Raw genomic sequence first — 16,015 nt, 5'->3', positions numbered from 1 at the left:
TTTCAGATTCCTTGTTCGAGGATGAAAAAGTCCTGCCCTTCGACTTGGCCCCGGCGCAGTGGGTTCCGGGTGCAGAAACGGGCGTATTCGGCATCGACGAAACGGTACGGCAGGTGTTCGTCGCGGCCATGGGGAATACCCAGGCGGGTGGTCTGGATCACTCGCGGCACAGCGATGCCGCAGTCTTCGACGTACAGGCGTTCGGGGTCGAAGCGTTGCGCGTCCCAATGTGGCACCTTCAGGCCCAGCGCCTTGCACAGCAGCGTCTGCCCGGCGCACAGGCGTTCGGCCGGGCGCAGGTTGCCGCTGGCATCCGGGTTGTTCAGCTGCATCTGCGCCAGGCTGTTGGCATCGGAAACGCCATCGACCCAGGGATAGGCCGATTTGATCAGCACCGCATTGCCCGGCCCTTGAGCGCTGAAATTCAGCGAGTCACCGCCACGGGCGTAGTACATGTAGATATGCCCACCGTCGAGGAACAACGCCTTGCGCTTCTCGGTGTAGCCCAGCGATGCATGGCTGCCTTTGTCGGTGAGGTAATAGGCCTCGGTTTCGATGATGCGCGCGGCCAGCCACAGGTCCCCCTGGCGGTGGCGGATGACCTTGCCGAGCAGGCGCCTGGCCAAGGTCTGGGCGTCCTGGTCGAAGAAGCTGTCGGGCAAGGCGCGATGAGGGCACGGGGCAAAGGCTGGCATGCGATACGCTTCGTCACAGTGAAGGCGAGGGATGATAGCAACGAATCGCTTAATCGAGGCTGAAGAGGGACAGTTCGTTAAGTGTCGTTACATCTTTCCTATGGATTAGCCCCAGGCATTTTCTACCATCCGCCAGCCGCCGCTGGGCGTATACCTGCGCGCCAGTTATAATCAGCCGATTTCCCCTTTGCCAAGACACCGTACCGATGACTGAGTCCGTTCTTGACTACATGACCCGCCTGGGTCGCGCCGCCCGCCAGGCCTCCCGCGTCATCGCCCGAGCCAGCACTGCGCAGAAGAACCGCGCCCTGCAGGCTGCCGCCGATGCGCTGGATGCTGCCCGTGGCGAGCTCGCCGCAGCCAATGAACGGGACCTGGCCGCCGGCCGCGCCAACGGCCTCGAAGCTGCGTTGCTCGACCGCCTGGCGCTGACGCCGGCGCGCATCGACGGCATGATCACCGGCCTGCGCCAGGTGGCCAGCCTGCCGGATCCGGTTGGTGCGATCCGCGACATGAGCTATCGGCCCTCGGGTATCCAGGTGGGCAAGATGCGCGTGCCGCTGGGCGTGATCGGGATCATCTACGAATCACGCCCGAACGTGACCATCGATGCCGCGAGCCTGTGCTTGAAGTCGGGCAATGCCACCATTTTGCGGGGCGGCTCCGAGGCCATTCATTCCAACCGCGCCATTGCCACGTGCATTCAGCGTGGCCTGGCGGTAGCCGGTCTGCCGGCAGCGGTGGTCCAGGTAGTGGAAACCACCGACCGTGAAGCGGTGGGCGCGCTGATCAGCATGCCCGAGTTCGTCGACGTCATCGTCCCGCGCGGTGGCCGTGGCCTGATCGAGCGCATCAGCCGCGATGCCCGCGTCCCGGTGATCAAGCACCTGGACGGCATCTGCCACGTCTACGTCAGCCAGCACGCCGACCTCGACAAGGCCTGGAACGTGGCGTTCAACGCCAAGACCTACCGCTACGGCATCTGTGGCGCCATGGAAACCCTGCTGGTCGACCAGCAGGTGGCCGAAGCCTTCCTGCCGGAAATGGCACGCCGCTTCCATGACAAAGGTGTCGAATTGCGTGGCTGCGAGCGTACCCAGGCACTGATCGATGCCAAGCCGGCCAGCGAGGACGACTGGCACACCGAGTACCTCGATGCGATCCTGTCGATTCGCGTCGTCGATGGCCTGGAGCAGGCCATCGAGCACATCAATCATTACGGCTCGCACCATACCGATTCGATCATCAGCGAACACCAGGGCCAGGCTCGGCAGTTCATGGCCGAGGTCGATTCGGCATCGGTCATGCTCAACACCCCGACCTGCTTCGCCGATGGCTTCGAGTATGGCCTGGGGGCGGAAATCGGCATTTCCACCGACAAGCTGCATGCCCGCGGCCCGGTCGGCCTCGAAGGCCTGACCTGCGAAAAATACGTGGTGATCGGCGACGGTCAACTGCGCGGCCAGGAGTCCTGCTGAGTTGAGCAAGGCCCAGGCAGTGCGGCGCGTCGGCATTCTTGGCGGCACCTTCGACCCCGTGCATATCGGTCACCTGCGCAGTGCGCTGGAAGTCGCCGAATTCATGGCGCTCGATGAGCTGCGCCTGTTGCCCAACGCCCGCCCGCCGCACCGCGATACGCCGCAAGTGACCGCGCACAATCGCCTGGCCATGGTCCGTGAAGCGGTGCAGGGCGTCGCTGGCCTCAGCGTCGACGCCCGCGAGCTGGAACGTGACAAACCGTCGTACACCATCGACACCCTGGAGTCGGTTCGCGCCGAGCTGGGCGTCGACGACCAGTTGTTCCTGGTACTGGGCTGGGACGCTTTCTGCGGCCTGCCCACCTGGCACCGCTGGGAAGAACTGCTGCAACACTGTCACATCCTGGTGCTGCAACGCCCGGATGCCGACGTCGAACCACCCGACGAACTGCGCAACCTGCTGGCTGCGCGTTCGCAGAGCGATCCCACCGCCATGTCCGGCCCGGCGGGGAATATTTCGTTCGTCTGGCAGACACCGCTCGCGGTGTCGGCTACTCAGATCCGACAGCTGCTGGCCAGCGGCAAGTCGGTGAGGTTCCTGGTGCCGGACGCCGTACTGGCCTACATCGAGGCGCACGAACTGTATCGTGCCCCCAACTGACGGTGCCCCCAGGGCGCCTCATTCAAAAGAGTCGAAGAGTTTTATATGAGCAAGCAGAAAATCAATGGCGAAGAACTGGTCAAGCTGACCATCAGCGCCCTGGAAGACGTCAAGGCCCAGGACATCCAGGTCATCGACGTGCGCGAGAAGCACAGCCTGACCGACTACATGATCATCGCCACCGGCACCTCCAACCGCCAGATCAACGCGATGCTGGAAAAGGTCCGTGAAGCGGTCAAGAAGCAGGGCGCACAGCCCCTGGGCGAAGAAGGCAAGGGCGACAGTGACTGGGTGCTGCTGGACCTGAACGACGTCATCGTCCACATGATGACCGCCGCAGCCCGTCAGTTCTACGACCTGGAGCGCCTGTGGATGGGTGCCGAGCAGAGCCGCGCTGCCGATGCCAAGCACCACAGCCCGGAAAACGCCAGCGACTACTTCACCGACAAGCTCAAAGATCGGGAATAAGGAAGCGTCGTGCGTCTTCGCCTGATCGCGGTCGGTTCGCGCATGCCCAAATGGGTCGAGGAAGGCTGGCATGAATATGCCAAGCGCCTGCCCCAGGAGCTGTCGCTGGAGCTGGTGGAAATTCCGCTGAACACCCGTGGCAAGAATGCCGACGTCGCCCGCCTGATCCGTCAGGAGGGCGAAGCGATGCTGAGCAAGGTCCAGCCTGGGGAACGCATCGTTACCCTCGAGGTCCATGGCAAGCCGTGGAGTACCGAGCAGCTGGCGACCGAGCTGGACCGCTGGCGGCTTGACTCACGCACGGTGAATTTGATGGTGGGCGGCCCGGAAGGGCTGGCGCCTGAGGTCTGCGCGCGCGCCGAGCAACGCTGGTCGCTGTCGCCGCTGACCTTGCCGCACCCGTTGGTAAGGATACTCATCGGCGAGCAGATCTACCGCGCCTGGACCGTGCTGTCCGGGCACCCTTACCACAAATGAGCCTGTAAGCAGTCCGATGTCGCAGCCGATCCGTCTCAAGGACCACGAGAAAGACGCCCGCCTGGTGCGTAACCGCGTCGTTGTCGGCGCGGTGGCGATCATGCTGCTCATCTGCGTGCTCATCGCGCGCCTGTATTACCTGCAGATCATCCAGTACGACTATCATTCCACGCTTTCGGAAAACAACCGGGTGCACGTGCAGCCGATTCCGCCGACCCGCGGGCTGATCTTCGACCGCAACGGGGTGATCATCGCCGACAACCGGCCCAGCTTCAGCCTGTCGATGACCCGCGAGCGGGCTGGCAACTGGGAGCAGGTGCTCGACACCATCGTCGAGGTGCTGCAACTGACCGAAGATGATCGGGCACTGTTCGAAAAACGCATGAAGCAGGGGCGCCGGCCGTTCGAGCCGGTGCCGATTCTGTTCGAGCTGAACGAGGACCAGATCGCGCGCATAGCGGTCAACCAGTTCCGCCTGCCGGGGGTCGAGGTGGTCGCCCAGCTGGTGCGGCACTACCCGCAAGGGGCGCATTTTGCCCATTCGGTCGGTTATGTCGGGCGGATCAACGAGAAAGAGCTGAAATCCCTCGATCCGGTCAACTACAGCGGCACCCACCATATCGGCAAGACCGGCATCGAGCGCTTCTACGAGCCTGAGCTGCACGGCCAGGTCGGCTATGAAGAGGTCGAAACCAACGCCCGCGGCCGCGTGCTGCGCGTACTCAAGCGGACCGATCCAGTGCCTGGCAAGGACATCGTCCTGAGCCTGGACATCAAGCTGCAGGAAGCTGCCGAGGCCGCGCTAGGCGGCCGCCGTGGCGCCGTGGTGGCGCTCGATCCGCGCACCGGCGAAGTGCTGGCGATGGTCAGCCAGCCCAGCTTCGACCCCAACCTGTTCGTCACCGGCATCAGCTTCAAGGCGTACGCCGAACTGCGCGATTCGATCGACCGACCACTGTTCAACCGGGTGTTACGCGGCCTCTACCCGCCAGGCTCGACGATCAAGCCAGCGGTCGCCATCGCCGGCCTCGACAGCGGCGTGGTCAACGCCAGCAGTCGGGTGTTCGACCCTGGCTATTACCAGCTGCCCAACTACGACCACAAGTACCGCAACTGGAACCGCACCGGCGACGGCTGGGTCGACCTGGACACGGCGATCATGCGTTCCAACGACACCTACTTCTACGACCTTGCGCACAAGATGGGCATCGATCGCCTGTCCACCTACATGAACAAGTTCGGTATCGGCCAGAAGGTCGCCCTGGACATGTTCGAGGAATCTTCAGGCTTGATGCCGTCGCGCGAATGGAAACGCGCCACCCGCCGCCAGGCCTGGTTCCCGGGCGAAACGCTGATTCTTGGTATCGGCCAGGGTTACATGCAGGCGACCCCGCTGCAGCTGGCCCAGGCCACCGCGCTGATCGCCAACAAAGGTGTGTGGAACCGCCCGCACCTGGCCAAGACCATCGAAGGCCAGCCGCCCGTGGACCCTAACCCGATGGACAACATCGTGCTGCGTGACAAGTCCGATTGGGCCAAGGTGACCCATGGCATGGAGCAGGTGATGCACAACGCCCGCGGCACCGCCCGCAAGGCCGCTGCCGGCGCCCAGTACCGCATCGCCGGCAAGAGTGGTACCGCCCAGGTGGTAGCCATCAAGCAGGGCGAGAAATACGACCGCAACAAACTCCAGGAGCGCCACCGCGACCACGCGCTGTTCGTCGCCTTCGCCCCGGCCGACGATCCTCGGATCGTGGTCTCGGTGATGGTCGAGAACGGTGAGTCTGGCTCCGGCGTCGCTGCCCCCGTGGTGCGCCAGATCATGGATGCCTGGCTGCTCGACGAGAACGGCCGGCTCAAGACTGAATACGCGCCTGCCACCGTTGCCCAGGAAACGGCCCCGTGAAGAACAATTTCGATCGCATGCTCTCCAGCGAGGACGTGATGCGGCGCCGCGCCAGCTTTCTGCAGCGCATCCACATCGACGGCCCCTTGCTGATCATCCTCCTGACCCTGGCCGCCGGCAGCCTGTTCGTGCTCTATTCGGCCAGCGGCAAGAACTGGGACCTGCTGCTCAAGCAGGCCACCTCATTCGGCATCGGGTTGGTGTCGATGGTCATCATCGCCCAGTTGGAGCCGCGCTTCATGGCGCGCTGGGTGCCGCTGGCCTATCTGGTCGGGGTGTTCCTGCTGGTGGTGGTGGACGTCATGGGCCACAACGCCATGGGCGCTACGCGCTGGATCAACATCCCCGGGGTGATTCGCTTCCAGCCCTCGGAGTTTCTCAAGATCATCATGCCGGCGACCATCGCCTGGTACCTGTCCAAGCGCACCTTGCCGCCGCACCTCAAGCACGTGGCGATCAGCCTGGTGCTGATCGGCGTGCCGTTCATTCTGATCGTGCGACAGCCTGACCTGGGCACGGCGCTGCTGATCCTGGCCTCCGGGGCGTTCGTGCTGTTCATGGGCGGCCTGCGCTGGCGCTGGATCCTCAGTGTGATCACCGCCACGGTGCCGGTGGCGGTGGCGATGTGGTTCTTCGTCATGCACGACTACCAGAAACAACGCGTGCTGACCTTCCTCGACCCGGAAAGCGACCCCCTGGGCACCGGCTGGAACATCATCCAGTCCAAGGCGGCGATCGGCTCGGGCGGGGTGTTCGGCAAAGGCTGGTTGCTGGGCACCCAGTCGCATCTGGATTTCCTCCCCGAAAGCCACACTGACTTCATCATCGCGGTGCTCGGCGAGGAGTTCGGCCTGGTCGGTATCTGCCTGCTGCTGATCGTCTATCTGCTGCTGATCGGCCGAGGGCTGATGATCACTGCCCAAGCCCAGACCCTGTTCGGCAAGCTGCTGGCAGGCAGCCTGACCATGACCTTCTTTGTATACGTGTTCGTCAATATCGGGATGGTCAGCGGGCTGCTCCCCGTGGTGGGTGTGCCGCTGCCCTTCATCAGCTATGGCGGAACTTCGTTGGTGACGCTGCTGTCAGCGTTTGGCGTTTTGATGTCGATCCACACGCACCGCAAGTGGATCGCTCAGGTTTGAATAAGGTGAAGAATTTCATGCAAGCAGTGCGTAGCTGGGCTTTCCGATGTGCACCGTGGCTCGGTGCGGCAGGCCTGTTCGGCGCTGTACAGCTGGCTCAGGCAGGCGACTACGATGGCTCGCCACAGGTTGCCGAGTTCGTGGGCCAGATGAGCCGCGACTATGGCTTCGCTCCCGAGCAGCTGACAGCCGTGTTCAGCGAAGTACAGCGCAAGCAGTCGATCCTCGACGCCATCTCCCGGCCGGCCGAGCGGGTCAAACCGTGGAAAGACTACCGGCCGATGTTCATCACCGACGCGCGCATCGCCCGTGGCGTGGACTTCTGGCGTCAGCACGAGGCGGTACTGGCGCGGGCCGAGCAGGGATACGGCGTGCCGGCGCAGTACGTCGTGGCGATCATCGGTGTGGAAACGTTCTTCGGTCGCAATACCGGCAACTACCGCGTCATCGATGCCCTGACGACCTTGGGCTTCGACTACCCGCCGCGCGCCGACTTCTTCCGCAAGGAACTGCGCGAGTACCTGCTGCTGGCCCGCGACGAGCAGCTCGACCCATTGACGCTGAAGGGCTCCTACGCCGGCGCCATGGGCCTGCCGCAGTTCATGCCGAGCAGCTTTCGCAACTACGCGGTGGACTTCGACGGCGACGGTCACATCAACATCTGGAACAACCCTGACGATGCCATCGGCAGCGTGGCCAGCTATTTCAAGCGCCATGGCTGGGTGGCAGGCGAAGGCGTGGTCAGTCGCGCCCAGGTCAATGGCGCTCAGGCCGATCAGGGCCTGACCACAGGTATCGAGCCTGCGAAAACCTTCGGCCAGTTGCGGGCGCTGGGCTGGTCGAGCCATGATGCGTTGCCCGATGATCTGCCGGTCACGGCCTTCCGCCTGGAAGGCGACAACGGCCCCGAATACTGGATGGGGCTGAAAAATTTCTATGCGATCACGCGTTACAATCGCAGCGTGATGTATGCCATGGCGGTGCATCAGCTCGCTGAACAGCTGGTCCAAGCACGGGGCGTCAACTAATGCGCGCAATCTTCTCTGGCAACACCCTCAAGCTGCTCGGCTGCATGGCCGTTGGCGCGCTGCTGGTCAGCTGTTCTTCCAGCCGGCCGAGCGCGCCGAGCAAAAGCACCAACGTGGTCCGCGCGCAACCTGGCCTGGACATCAACCGGGCGCACAAGGACGGCGCGCCGTGGTGGGACGTCGATGTCAACAAGATCCCCGATGCCACTCCGACCGTGCACACCGGCAACTACAAGGCCAACCCCTACACCGTGCTGGGCAAGACCTACTACCCGATGCAGGACTCGCGCAACTACCGCGCCGAGGGCACGGCATCCTGGTACGGCACCAAGTTCCATGGGCAGAACACTGCCAACGGCGAGCTCTACGACCTCTACGGCATGAGTGCGGCGCACAAGACCTTGCCGCTGCCGGCCTATGTGAAGGTGACCAACCTGGGTAACGGCCGCAGCGTGATCCTGCGGGTCAACGACCGTGGCCCGTTCTATTCGGACCGGATCATCGACTTGTCCTACGCGGCGGCGAAGAAGCTTGGTTATGCCGAGAGCGGCACTGCCCACGTGCGCGTCGAGGGGATCGACCCGCAGCAGTGGTGGGCGCAGAAGGGCCAGCAGCCACCGCTGGTGCTCAAGGAGCCGCAAGTGGCGCAGACCCAGCCAATCCCGGCCAGCACCGGCCGGGTCGAGCAGTGGACCCCGCCGCCGCAGCAGCATGCGGCGCCGGTGGTGCCGGTGCAGGTCGGCGGCACCAGCGTACCGGCCGGCAATGGTGGCAACGTGCTGCAAGTCGGCGCCTTCGCCAACCCCGATGCTGCCGAGTTGCTGCGCTCGAAACTGAGCACCATGGTCAGCGCGCCGGTGTTCATCAGTTCGATCGTGCGCAACCAGCAAACCCTGCACCGCGTGCGCCTGGGCCCGTTCACCAGCCAGGGCGAAATCCAGCAAGCACAAAACAGCATCCGCATGGCGAACCTTGGCCAGGCCAAGCTGGTCACAGCGGACTAAGGCGATGCAGCAGCAAGCTGCCTAGCGCAAGCTACAAGGCAAAGCCCGGACGCGATCGGCTCTTGTCTTGTAGCTTGAAGCTTTCCGCTGCGCTCGCCTTTGCAACTGAGCCATGTACAATGTCGGCTTTTGCCCGCAGCGGCATCTCGTCGCACATTTTGGGCCAGGCCGATGGCCGTAAAAACTAGACTGACTGGCGCTGGGTACACGACGTGGCCCAGGGAACATCAGACCATTAGCGATTTTCGAGAGACGGATGAACATCACCAACCTTGCCAAACGACTTTGCCTGCCCGTACTGCTGATGCTCACACCTGCTGCCTTCGCAGCCGAGCAGATGATGCCTGCCCCTCCGCAGCTGGCCGCCAAGTCCTACGTACTCATGGACGCGTCCAGCGGCAACGTGCTGGTCGAGAACAACGGTGACGAGCGTCTGCCACCCGCCAGCCTGACCAAGCTGATGACCGCCTACATCGCCACCGTCGACATCCGTCGTGGCCAGATCGGCGAGAACGACCCGGTCACCGTCAGCGAAAATGCCTGGCGTACCGGCGGTTCGCGCATGTTCATCAAGGTTGGCAGCCAGGTAACTGTCAGCGACCTGCTGCATGGCATCATCATCCAGTCCGGCAACGACGCCTCGGTAGCCTTGGCCGAACACATCGCCGGCAGCGAAGATGCCTTCGCCGACATGATGAACAAGACCGCTGCCGACCTGGGTATGTCCAACAGCCACTTCATGAACCCGACCGGTCTGCCGAACCCCGAGCACTACTCGTCGGCCCATGACATGGCCTTGCTGGCCCGTGCGATCATCGACATCGACCCGGCTCACTATGCGATCTACTCGCAGAAAGAGTTCTTCTGGAACAACATCAAGCAGCCTAACCGCAACCTGCTGCTGTGGCGCGACAAGACCGTCGACGGTCTGAAAACCGGCCACACCGAAGAAGCCGGCTACTGCATGGTGGCCTCGGCCGTACGAGACGGCCAGCGCCTGATCGCCGTGGTGTTCGGGACCAACAGCGAGCAATCGCGTGCCGCCGAAACGCAGAAGCTGCTGACCTACGGTTTCCGCTTCTTCGAAACCCAGACCTTCTACCAGAAGGGCACCGAGCTCGCCCAAGCCCCGGTCTGGAAAGGTGCTACCAGCCAAGTCAAGGCCGGCCTGGCCAACGACCTGACCATGACCATGCCCAAAGGCCAGCTCAAGCGCCTGCAGGCCTCGATGACCCTGAACCCGCAACTCACCGCGCCCATCGCCAAAGGTGACGTTATCGGTAAAGTGGAAGTCAAACTGGACGAGAACGTGGTTCACAGCGCCGACCTGATCGCCCTCGATGGCGTCGAGGAAGGTGGTTTCTTCCGCCGTATGTGGGATAGCATCCGTCTATTCTTCTACGGATTGTTCAACTGATACGTGACCTGCAAGCCCCCGCAGATCTGCGGGGGCGTTGTTGTTGCCACGGCTTACGAGGCCGTTTCCGCCATGAGCGAACCTGACGTCAAGTCGCACAAGATCGAATTCCCCTGCGCCGATTATCCGATCAAGGTGATCGGCGATACCGTTGTCGGCTTCAAGGACACGGTCATCGAGATCCTCAGCAAGCACGCCAAGGTCGACCTTTCCACCCTGGCCGAGCGCCAGAGCAAGGAAGGCAAGTACACCACCGTGCAGCTGCATATCGTCGCCGAAAGCGAAAACCAGCTACACGACATCAACAGTGCCTTGCGTGCCACCGGCATCGTGAAAATGGTGCTCTGATGTCCCGTTGCCTCGGTGTTCGCGAGCTTGGCCTGCAGCCCTATGAACCGGTGCTGCACGCCATGCGGCGTTTTACCGAGCAACGCACCCCGGACAGCCAGGATGAAGTCTGGCTGGTCGAGCATCCCGCAGTCTTCACCCAGGGGCAGGCCGGCAAGGCCGAGCACTTGCTGGTGCCGGGCGACATTCCGGTGGTGCAGACCGATCGCGGCGGCCAGGTCACTTACCATGGCCCTGGCCAGTTGGTCGCGTACCTGTTGCTCGACGTGCGCCGCCTGGGCGTTGGCGTACGCGACCTGGTCAGCCGGATCGAGCGTACCTTGATCGACCTGCTCGCCAGCTATGGCGTGACGGCGTCGGCCAAGCCCGATGCGCCGGGCGTCTATGTCGAGGGCGCGAAGATCGCCTCCCTCGGCCTGCGAATCCGCAACGGCCGTTGTTTCCACGGCCTTGCCCTGAACGTGGACATGGACCTTGCGCCATTCCGCCGAATCAACCCCTGCGGGTATGCGGGGCTGGCCATGACCCAGCTGCGCGATCTGGCAGGTCCGATCGAACTCGACGAGGTCAGGACAAGGCTGCGCGGACAGCTGGTCAAGCACCTCGACTACGCTGAGCAGACGACCCTCACGGGCGGAATCGACTGAATATGACAACTGTGCAAGAAGCCGTGCCGAACCTGATCCCCACCCAGGACGCCACCGCGCGCCCGGCACCGAAAAAAGTGGAAGCGGGCGTGAAGCTGCGCGGCGCCGAAAAGGTCGCGCGCATCCCGGTGAAAATCATCCCGACCGACGAGCTGCCAAAAAAACCCGACTGGATTCGCGTACGCATTCCGGTATCGCCTGAGGTGGACCGCATCAAGCAGCTGCTGCGCAAGCACAAGCTGCACAGCGTCTGCGAAGAGGCGTCCTGCCCGAACCTGGGCGAGTGCTTCTCCGGGGGCACCGCGACCTTCATGATCATGGGCGACATCTGCACCCGTCGTTGCCCGTTCTGCGACGTCGGCCACGGTCGGCCGAAGCCGCTGGACCTGGACGAGCCGAAAAACCTCGCCGTGGCCATCGCCGACCTGCGCCTGAAGTACGTGGTGATCACCTCGGTGGACCGTGACGACCTGCGTGATGGCGGCGCCCAGCACTTCGCCGACTGCATTCGCGAGATCCGCGCGCTGTCGCCAGGCGTGCAGCTCGAGACCCTGGTGCCGGACTACCGTGGGCGCATGGACGTGGCGCTGGAGATCACCGCGCAAGAGCCGCCAGATGTGTTCAACCACAACCTGGAAACCGTACCGCGCCTGTACAAGGCCGCCCGCCCGGGTTCGGACTACGACTGGTCGCTGGACCTGCTGCAGAAATTCAAGCAGATGGTCCCGCACGTACCGACCAAATCCGGGCTGATGCTGGGCTTGGGTGAAACCGACGAAGAAGTGATCGAAGTGATGCAACGCATGCGCGAGCATGACATCGACATGCTGACCCTCGGCCAGTACCTGCAGCCTTCGCGCAGCCACTTGCCGGTGCAGCGTTTCGTGCACCCCGACACCTTCGCCTGGTTCGCCGAAGAAGGTTACAAGATGGGCTTCAAGAACGTGGCCTCCGGCCCGCTGGTGCGCTCGTCCTACCACGCTGACCAGCAGGCCCACGAAGCCAAGATCAAGCTCTGATCGACGCGGGTGCTGGACATGCCGATGCGCGCTGTAGAGCGGCATCGGCATTTTTGTTTTGGCTGTCACCGAAGGAGCTGCGATGAATTGCGCTGAAACTGCTGAAACCCGCCTGCCCAAGGCGCTGCCGAGCAATGCCTGTTTTGCCGTCGTCGCACCGGCCGGGCCAGCGCGCCTGGATGCGCAGAAAGCCGGCCAGTGGTTCGCCGAGCGCGGCTATCGCTGCCGGCTCATGCCCGGTGTTCAGCAAGCCCAGGGTTATCTGGCCGGCAGCGACGAGCAGCGGCTGCAAGACCTGCATGCGGCATTCGCCGATCCCGAGGTCGACGCGATCCTGTGCATGCGCGGTGGCTATGGCAGCATGCGCTTGCTCGATGGGCTGGACTTCGAGCTGATCGCTCGCCATCCCAAGCCGTTGATTGGCTACAGCGACATCACCGCCTTGCACACGGCGATTCACCAGCATACTGGGCTGATCAGCTTTCACGGGGCGATGCTCAACGCCGATTTGTTGGGCGCCAAGTTGCCGCCCACCGAATCCTCGTTGCTGGCCCTGCTGAGCGGGCAAATGCGGCAGGGTGACGAGATCGTCCACCCTGCGGCATTCGCCCTTGAGTGCGTGGTGGCAGGCACTGCCAGCGGCCGCTTGCTCGGCGGTAACCTGTCCATGCTCGGCGCGACCCTGGGCACGCTGGCTGAGATCGATACCCACGGCGGCATTCTGTTCATCGAGGACGTCAACGAGCCGCTGTACCGCGTTGACCGGTTGCTGACGCAACTGCGTCTGGCCGGCAAGCTGGCGGGTATCAAGGGCGTGCTGGTGGGGGATTTCGCCGGAATCACCACGGCGGCATTGACGCCGTTGCTGGTAGAAACCTTTGCGCCGCTGGGCGTGCCGGTGCTGGCCGGGTGGCGCAGTGGGCATTGTGACCCGAATGTCTGTCTGCCGCTCGGGGCCAAGGTCGGGTTGGACAGTGCAGGCCAGCGTCTGCTGCTCGAGCAGGACCTGTTCAGGGCCTGAGGGAACGGGGGCGCGCTGCGCCCCCGGGCATTTCACTGGCTTCGCAGGCTTTCGAGCAACTTGTGGGTCGGATACCCATCCGCCGGCCAGCCCAGCCCCTGCTGGGCATTGCGAATGGCTTTGCGGGTATTGGCACCGATGATGCCGTCCGCATTGCCCGCCTCGTGCCCGCGGCTGTTGAGCAGGTTCTGCAGCTCCATGCGCTCGCTGCGGCTGAGCGGCAGGTCTTCCTTCGGCCAGCTGCCGGCAATGAAGCCCCAGCCACTGAAACGATCGCCCAGCAGGCTGACTGCCAGCGCGTAGGACGACGAATTGTTGTACTTGAGGATGGCGCGGAAGTTGTCCAGGACCAGGAACGCCGGGCCCCGCGCACCTGCAGGCAACAGCAGGGCTGCAGACAGCTGGGCGCTACCGGCCGGCAGTTGTGTGCCCGCCGGCAGCTTCACGCCCATGGCCAGCCATTCGCTGACAGGCTTGCGCAGCGAGCCGTCGGCCTGCCAGAAATCGAACCCCGCCGGCACCTGCACCTCGAAGCCCCAAGGTTGCCCTTGTTTCCAGCCAGAGCTCTGCAGGTAATGTGCGGTAGAGGCCAGGGCATCCGGGGTGCTATTCCAGATATCGCGGCGGCCATCGCCGTCGAAGTCCACGGCGTGGGTGTTGTAGGTGGTGGGAATGAACTGCGTCTGGCCCATGGCCCCGGCCCACGAGCCACGCATGGCTTCGGGCTGGATATCGCCGTGCTGGATGATCTGCAAGGCGGCGATCAGCTGGTCCTGGGCGAACTGTGGGCGACGTCCTTCGTAGGCCAGCGTCGCCAGCGAGCGGATCACCGACTTGTTGCCTTGGAACTGGCCGAAGTTGCTCTCCATGCCCCATACCGCGACCAACACCTGACGGTCGACGCCATAGCGCTGTTCGAGGCGGGTCAGCAGCTCGGCATTCTGTTCCAGCAACTTCTTGCCATTGCGAACGCGCAGCGGCGACAGGGCGCCTTCGAGGTATTCCCAGACCGGGCGGGAGAATTCAGGTTGGCTGCGGTCGGCCTTGATCACGTCCAGGTCGGGGGTGACACCGACGAAGGCGCGGTCGAAAGTGGTCGCAGCGATGCCGGCTTGCAGTGCCTGTTCGCGGAAATTGGCCTGCCATTGGGCGAAGGTCTGCAGCGGCTGGATATCCGTGCTGAGGTCAGCTGCAGCGCTGGGCAAGGTCACGGCCGGCGCAGGCTTGGCCGGGGCCAAGGGCAGGGCATCGGCAGCGGTGGGTTTTTCAGCGCAGGCGACGAGCAGAATGAAGCTGGAGGCCGCGAGCAGCTGGCGGGATTTCCAACGGGGAAGAGGACTCAAGAGCATGCACAGATCCAGAATTGCAGGTCAGATGCCGACCATATCATGCCTGCGCGCGGGATGCTTTCATGCGGCCAAAAAGTAAGAAGCCTCCCAATCTCTCGATTGGAAGGCTTCGCGGCGGTAGCTGCCTTTGCCTTTCTCGGAGCGTTCCTGGCGGCAGCGGAACAGCGGTTGGGCGATGATCGACTTGGCCTTGTTGGGGCCGTGTTTTTTCGGCTTTTTGCTCATGGCAGGTTCCCGGCTTGGTGGACGACGGGCAGACTCTAAAGGCCCACTGGCGGTGGGGCCAATTGATTGTATTTATGGCCGGCCGGCGAGCATCACTCGGCAGGCAAGACCAACCGTTGCCCCGCCATCAACAGCGCCAGGCGCGACAAGCCAGTCCACGGTGATCCCGGCGCCTGGCCCTTGATCTGTGCGTCGATGCGTTGGGCGTCCTGCAGCAGCTGCGCCCAGCGTTGCGCGCTGTGCCGTTGCAGGGCCTTGCTCACCAGCGGTCGACGTTTGTCCCACACCGGCGGTCGTGCCTGGCTGAACGCTTTGTCCAGTGGCACGCCCTGGCTGAACTGTTGCGCCAGCCCAGCCAGCAGGCGCAGCTCACGGGCCAGGGCCCAGAGAATCACCGGCGGCTCGACGCCCTCGCCACGCAGGCCTTCGAGCATGCGCAGGGCATGCCCGGCATCACCTTTGAGAAGCGCATCGACCAGCCCGAAGACATCGAAGCGGGCGCTGTCGGCGACGGCAGCCTGGACCGTTTCCACGGTGATCTGATTGCTATCGGCCAGCAGCTTGAGTTTTTCGATCTCCTGGGCGGCGGCCAGCAAGTTGCCCTCGACCCGCGCCGCGATCAGGTCGACCGCGTCGCGCTGCGCTGACAGGCCAGCCTGGGCCAGGCGTTGGTTGATCCATTGCGGCAACTGCTGAGCATCCACTGGCCAGATCTGGATGAACTGGCAGTGTGCGCCGTCGACCAGCGCCTTGCCCCACTTGGTTTTCTGTGCGCTGGCGTCGAGCTTGGGCAGGCTCACCAGCAGCAGGGTGTCTTCGGCGGGGCGGTTGCAGTACTCGATCAGCGCCGCGGCACCCTTGTCGCCAGGCTTGCCGGATGGCAGGCGCAGTTCCAGCAGACGGCGCTGGGCGAACAGTGACAGGCTGGCGCCGGCTTGCAGCAGCGTGCCCCAGTCGAAGTTGGCGTCGGCGCTGAATACCTGGCGTTCGTCGAAACCCTGTTGGCGCGCAGCCTGGCGGATGGCGTCGGCCGCTTCCTGGCACAGCAGCGGATCGTCGCCGCTGACCACGTAGACCGGCGCCAGGCTGCCTTGCAAGTGCTTGTTGAGTTGGGCGGGTGCGAGCTTCAT

At 63.7% G+C, this 16,015-nt stretch carries 17 protein-coding genes; 13 read left to right on the top strand and 4 right to left on the bottom strand.

Translation table 11 applies throughout. The annotated features are described in order from the left end of the window. Window positions 1-2: 2 nt before the first annotated feature. Window positions 3-695 carry a DNA-3-methyladenine glycosylase gene (locus tag ACLEJW_RS20520; protein ID WP_145190477.1) on the bottom strand — a complete coding sequence of 231 codons (693 nt, stop codon included), beginning with the start codon at window positions 693-695 and terminating at the stop codon, window positions 3-5. A gap of 206 nt (window positions 696-901) precedes the next feature. On the opposite strand from ACLEJW_RS20520, the gene ACLEJW_RS20515 reads away from it, so the two are divergent. The 13 genes from ACLEJW_RS20515 to ACLEJW_RS20455 all read left to right on the top strand — a co-directional run bounded on the left by ACLEJW_RS20515 (window position 902) and on the right by ACLEJW_RS20455 (window position 13,311). Further along, window positions 902-2,173 carry a glutamate-5-semialdehyde dehydrogenase gene (locus ACLEJW_RS20515; protein WP_313302896.1) on the top strand — a complete coding sequence of 424 codons (1,272 nt, stop codon included), beginning with the start codon at window positions 902-904 and terminating at the stop codon, window positions 2,171-2,173. A gap of 1 nt (window position 2,174) precedes the next feature. Next, on the top strand, window positions 2,175-2,834 hold the full coding sequence (gene nadD / locus ACLEJW_RS20510; protein ID WP_145190483.1) for a nicotinate-nucleotide adenylyltransferase: 660 nt from the start codon (window positions 2,175-2,177) through the stop codon (window positions 2,832-2,834). A gap of 45 nt (window positions 2,835-2,879) precedes the next feature. Then, window positions 2,880-3,302: a ribosome silencing factor gene (gene rsfS / locus ACLEJW_RS20505; RefSeq protein WP_145190486.1), complete on the top strand. Its 423-nt coding sequence runs from the start codon at window positions 2,880-2,882 to the stop codon at window positions 3,300-3,302. A gap of 9 nt (window positions 3,303-3,311) precedes the next feature. After that, on the top strand, window positions 3,312-3,779 hold the full coding sequence (gene rlmH / locus ACLEJW_RS20500; protein ID WP_008090421.1) for a 23S rRNA (pseudouridine(1915)-N(3))-methyltransferase RlmH: 468 nt from the start codon (window positions 3,312-3,314) through the stop codon (window positions 3,777-3,779). Between the two features lie 16 nt (window positions 3,780-3,795). Continuing rightward, complete coding sequence (mrdA, locus tag ACLEJW_RS20495; protein WP_145190489.1) at window positions 3,796-5,685, top strand: penicillin-binding protein 2; 1,890 nt, start codon at window positions 3,796-3,798, stop codon at window positions 5,683-5,685. 38 nt (window positions 5,686-5,723) lie between these two features. Beyond that, on the top strand, window positions 5,724-6,827 hold the full coding sequence (gene rodA / locus ACLEJW_RS20490) for a rod shape-determining protein RodA (RefSeq protein ID WP_178108360.1): 1,104 nt from the start codon (window positions 5,724-5,726) through the stop codon (window positions 6,825-6,827). A 17-nt stretch (window positions 6,828-6,844) separates the two neighbouring features. Next, window positions 6,845-7,855 carry a lytic murein transglycosylase B gene (gene mltB, locus ACLEJW_RS20485; protein WP_440778150.1) on the top strand — a complete coding sequence of 337 codons (1,011 nt, stop codon included), beginning with the start codon at window positions 6,845-6,847 and terminating at the stop codon, window positions 7,853-7,855. After that, window positions 7,855-8,859 carry a septal ring lytic transglycosylase RlpA family protein gene (locus ACLEJW_RS20480; RefSeq protein WP_440778149.1) on the top strand — a complete coding sequence of 335 codons (1,005 nt, stop codon included), beginning with the start codon at window positions 7,855-7,857 and terminating at the stop codon, window positions 8,857-8,859. The genes mltB and ACLEJW_RS20480 overlap by 1 nt, the downstream gene beginning before the upstream one ends. Before the next feature lie 256 nt (window positions 8,860-9,115). Further along, the gene (locus tag ACLEJW_RS20475) at window positions 9,116-10,276 is read left to right on the top strand and encodes a D-alanyl-D-alanine carboxypeptidase family protein (protein ID WP_145190501.1); all 1,161 of its coding nucleotides are present in this window, start codon (window positions 9,116-9,118) and stop codon (window positions 10,274-10,276) included. A gap of 72 nt (window positions 10,277-10,348) precedes the next feature. Then, window positions 10,349-10,624 carry a DUF493 domain-containing protein gene (locus tag ACLEJW_RS20470; protein WP_009685832.1) on the top strand — a complete coding sequence of 92 codons (276 nt, stop codon included), beginning with the start codon at window positions 10,349-10,351 and terminating at the stop codon, window positions 10,622-10,624. Next, a complete protein-coding gene (lipB, locus tag ACLEJW_RS20465) occupies window positions 10,624-11,271 on the top strand; it encodes a lipoyl(octanoyl) transferase LipB (protein ID WP_440778148.1) in 648 nt (215 codons plus the stop codon). The genes ACLEJW_RS20470 and lipB overlap by 1 nt, the downstream gene beginning before the upstream one ends. 2 nt (window positions 11,272-11,273) lie before the next feature. Continuing rightward, complete coding sequence (gene lipA / locus ACLEJW_RS20460) at window positions 11,274-12,290, top strand: lipoyl synthase (protein WP_027917769.1); 1,017 nt, start codon at window positions 11,274-11,276, stop codon at window positions 12,288-12,290. An 82-nt stretch (window positions 12,291-12,372) separates the two neighbouring features. Beyond that, window positions 12,373-13,311, top strand: coding sequence for a S66 peptidase family protein (locus ACLEJW_RS20455; protein ID WP_440778147.1), 939 nt, complete (start codon window positions 12,373-12,375; stop codon window positions 13,309-13,311). Between the two features lie 32 nt (window positions 13,312-13,343). On the opposite strand, the gene ACLEJW_RS20450 is transcribed toward ACLEJW_RS20455, so the two are convergent. The 3 genes from ACLEJW_RS20450 to holA all read right to left on the bottom strand — a co-directional run bounded on the left by ACLEJW_RS20450 (window position 13,344) and on the right by holA (window position 16,015). Beyond that, window positions 13,344-14,660, bottom strand: a complete 1,317-nt coding sequence (locus ACLEJW_RS20450) for a lytic murein transglycosylase (protein ID WP_440778146.1) — start codon at window positions 14,658-14,660, stop codon at window positions 13,344-13,346. Window positions 14,661-14,720: 60 nt separating this feature from the next. Beyond that, complete coding sequence (arfA, locus tag ACLEJW_RS20445) at window positions 14,721-14,885, bottom strand: alternative ribosome rescue factor ArfA (protein ID WP_440778145.1); 165 nt, start codon at window positions 14,883-14,885, stop codon at window positions 14,721-14,723. Window positions 14,886-14,977: 92 nt separating this feature from the next. Continuing rightward, entirely contained in the window at window positions 14,978-16,015 is a 1,038-nt protein-coding gene (gene holA / locus ACLEJW_RS20440) for a DNA polymerase III subunit delta (protein WP_440778144.1), read from the bottom strand.

The sequence above is a fragment of the Pseudomonas sp. SMSB3 genome (assembly GCF_052041965.1).
Classification (GTDB): domain Bacteria; phylum Pseudomonadota; class Gammaproteobacteria; order Pseudomonadales; family Pseudomonadaceae; genus Aquipseudomonas.
The sequence above is the reverse complement of the archived record's forward strand: the minus strand, read 5'-3'. Positions and strand labels throughout refer to the sequence as shown.